Consider the following 3,492-nt stretch of genomic DNA (forward strand, 5'->3'; position numbering starts at 1 on the left):
GGGCGGGGCGCGCCGGCCCCGCGGCGAGCGGGCGCGTCGGCCCCGTACCCGTGTCCGTCCCGTCGGCGCGCCCCGCGGGGACGGGCCTCAGTTCACCAGCATCCGGACCGAGGCCGTGATCGCGTCCGCGTCGATGCCCGCCGCGGCGAGGCACTGCTCGGGTGTGGCGGAGCCGGGCATGTTGCGGACGGCGAGGCGGACCAGGCGCGGCGCGGGGCGGCCGTCGTCGAAGGCGGAGGCGACGGCGTCGCCGATGCCGCCCTCGGGGTGGTGGTCCTCGACGGTGAGCAGGCAGCCGGTCTCCTCGGCGGCCTTCCACAGCGTCTCGCGGTCCACGGGCTTGACCGAGTACAGGTCCATGACCCGTACCGCGATGCCCTCGGCGGCGAGCCGGTCGGCGGCGGCAAGGGCCTCGTGGAGGGTCTGCCCGGCGGCGACGACAGTGAGCCGGTCCGTGCTGCCGGAGCGGAGCGTCTTCGAGCCGCCGACCGGGAACGTCTCGTCGGGCCCGTAGAGAACGGCGCTCGCGCCGCGCGAGGTGCGCAGGTAGGAGATGCCCTCGGTGTCGGCCATCGCGGCGGTCAGGTGCGCGGTGGCATTGGCGTCGGCCGGGTAGAGAACCGTCGAGCCGTGCACGGAGCGCATCATCGCGAGGTCTTCGAGGCCCATCTGCGAGGGACCGTCCTCGCCGATCGCGACGCCGGAGTGCGAGCCGCACAGCGCGAGGCTGACCTGGCTGACGGCCGCCATGCGGATGAAGTCGTGGGCGCGGGTGAGGAAGGCGGCGAAGCTCGCGGCGTAGGGCCGCCAGCCGCGCGCCGCCATGCCGACGGCCGCGCCGACCATCTGCTGCTCGGCGATGTACATCTCGAAGTACCGCTCGGGGTGTTCCTTCGCGAAGAACTCGGCACGGGTGGAGTCGCCGACCTCGCCGTCGAGGACGACGACGTCGCGCCGGGAGGTGCCGAGCGCGGTGAGGGCCTTACCGAAGGCGTCGCGCGTCGGGACCTCGTCGCCGCCCTTGTCCCAGCGGGGCAGGGCGAGGGGCGCGGCGGCGGGGTTGCGCTGGCCCGGGGAGTCCTTCGGCTTCTGGACGGAGACGCGGATGTCGCGGACGCCGCCGAGTTCGGCGATGGCGCCCTCGGGGTCCTTCAGCGGCTTGCCGTGCAGGCCCTCGTGGTCGGCGGCGGCGCGGACGCCCTGGCCCTTGATGGTGCGGGCGAGGATCACGGTGGGTTCGCCGCGCGTGGACTCGGCCTCGCGGTAGGCGGCGTCGATCTCGTGGACGTCGTGGCCGTCGATCTCGATGGTGTGCCAGCCGAAGGCGCTGAAGCGGCGGGCGTACGCGTCGAGGTCGTGGCCGTGGCGCGTGGGGCCGCGCTGGCCGAGGCGGTTGACGTCGATGATCGCGGTGAGGTGGTCGAGGTGGAGGGCGCCCGCGGCCTCGGCCGCCTCCCACACGGAGCCCTCGGCGATCTCGCTGTCCCCGCACAGGACCCACACCCTGCTGTCGGTACGGTCCAGATCACGCGCGGTGAGCGCGAGGCCCACGCCGACCGGGAGGCCCTGGCCGAGGGAGCCCGTCGCGACGTCGACCCAGGGGATGCGCGGCGTGGGGTGGCCGTCGAGGCGGCTGCTCTCCTTGCGGAAGGTGAGCAGTTCCGCGTCGCTGACGGCCCCGGCGGCCTTGAAGGCGGCGTAGAGGACGGGCGAGGCGTGGCCCTTGGAGAGCACGAAGCGGTCGTTCGTCGCCAGGTCGGGGGCGTCGAAGTCGTAGTGCAGGTGCCGGGCGAAGAGCACGGCGACGAGATCCGCCGCGGACATCGACGAGGTCGCGTGCCCGGAGCCGGCGGCGTCCGTCGCACGCACCGAGTCCACCCGCAACTGCTGGCCGAGTTCCGCGAGGGCGTCGAGGTTCTCCGGGTCGAGCGGCGTGGCGGTGCCGGTTTCACTCGGCATGGTGACTCCTTTCGTACGCTTTCGTACGCGGGGTGCACGAGTCGTGCACGAGCGCGGCTCTTCGGGTCCCCGGGGGTACGACGGGCAAACGTGCCCCCGGGGCGTTTCTCCCAATTCTCCCAGTATGGAAAGGGACGCGGTATCGCGCGCGGTGAGCGGGGGCGGGCCGGCGGGGGCATCGCTCGTGCGGGGCGGATCCGGGCCCGGATCGTGGTGGGTCCGGGCCGGAAACGTGGTGGGCGGCCGGAAACGATCACCTCGCGCGGGCGCGCCAACTAGGCTCGGGCCCATGGAGATTCTGGGTACCACGCTCCGCGTGTGCGTCGATGACCTGGACCGCACGGTCCCGTTCTACGAACGGCTCGTCGGCCGGCCCGCCGAGCGTTTCGATCGCGGGAACGTCTCGGTCGCCGCCGTGGGCTGCTTCCTGCTGATGAGCGGCCCGGCGGCCGAGATCGAGGTGCTGCGCCAGGTACGGGCGACGCTCGCGGTCCCCGACGTAGAGGAGGCGGCGGTCGCGCTCCTGGCCTCGGGCGGACGCGTGCTGGCGGGGCCCATCGGCTCCCCGGCGGGGCGCACGCTGGTGGCGCTGCACCAGGACGGGAGCATTTTCGAGTACGCGGACCGGGGTGGGGCGGGGCGGGGATGAGAGGGGCGGAGGAGGACGGCTGCCGAGGACGGCGGCGGTCCTCTCGGGCAGGTGAGTGAGCACTCACCCACCCCGCGCCTGTGGATAACTTCGGCGAATCCGCGCAACGTCTCACTCTTTCCGGTGAGGCGGTGTACGGGTTCGCCGAAGTTGTCCACAGATGTGGCGGGAGGGCGGGGGTGGGGGGTGCGGGTTTGGGAGACTGGTATAGGGGTCGCCCCCCAGGGCGGGAGGGGGCTGTTCACCACCCTGTACGAAGGCACGCGCGCACGCCCCGCCCCGCTTCACCCCGCCCCACCACTCCCCCGCCGCCCCAGCCCGTACGCCGCCGTGACCGCGACCCCCCGGTCGTCGTCCCGCGTGAGCGCGGTGAGAGTGCGCCTCGCGGACTCGCCCGGGATGTCCGCGAGGGCCTGCGCGATCCGCCGCCTCACCGGAGCCTCCGCAGCCCCCGGCACGACGCACCCGGCAAGCAGCCCCGCGACGCGCTCCCGCACGGCGGCGTCACCACCGGCCCCCGCGCCGCCACCCACCGCACCACTCCCACCACCCACCCCACCCTCACTACCCGCCCCCAGCACTCGTCGCCCTCCGCCCCCACCCGCCAAGCGACTCAACGCCTCCCCCGCATCCACATCCCGCCGCCCCGCCGCGACCATCGCCACGAGCGCGGGCACCGCCTCCGCGTGTCCCCGCGCCCCCAGCGCCAGCGCCGCGTGGTCGCGCACGTCGGCGTCGGGGTGGTCCAGAACCTCCCGCAGCAGCGCCGTCGTCCCGTCGTCGGCCGGGAGCGCCGCGAGGGAGCGCGCCGCTCGTTCCCGTACCGCCGCCTCCGGTGCGCCGAGGCCCCGGGCCAGCGGGGCGAGCGCGCTCTCGCCCGCTCG

3 protein-coding genes are annotated in these 3,492 nt (G+C 74.5%); 1 reads left to right on the forward strand and 2 read right to left on the reverse strand.

Features of this window, described 5'->3' with window-relative positions; translation table 11 throughout:
• Nucleotides 1-87: 87 nt before the first annotated feature.
• The gene (locus G3I42_RS02930) at nt 88-1,959 is read right to left on the reverse strand and encodes a transketolase (RefSeq protein WP_164282280.1); all 1,872 of its coding nucleotides are present in this window, start codon (nt 1,957-1,959) and stop codon (nt 88-90) included.
• A gap of 289 nt (nt 1,960-2,248) precedes the next feature.
• On the opposite strand from G3I42_RS02930, the gene G3I42_RS02935 reads away from it, so the two are divergent.
• Nucleotides 2,249-2,608: a VOC family protein gene (locus G3I42_RS02935; RefSeq protein WP_164282281.1), complete on the forward strand. Its 360-nt coding sequence runs from the start codon at nt 2,249-2,251 to the stop codon at nt 2,606-2,608.
• A gap of 284 nt (nt 2,609-2,892) precedes the next feature.
• Here the strand turns inward: G3I42_RS02935 and G3I42_RS02940 are convergent.
• Nucleotides 2,893-3,492: HEAT repeat domain-containing protein (locus G3I42_RS02940; protein WP_164282282.1), on the reverse strand; the 600-nt coding region annotated here is incomplete at its 5' end.

Source organism: Streptomyces sp. SID11385, assembly GCF_010548245.1.
Classification (GTDB): Bacteria; Actinomycetota; Actinomycetes; order Streptomycetales; family Streptomycetaceae; genus Streptomyces.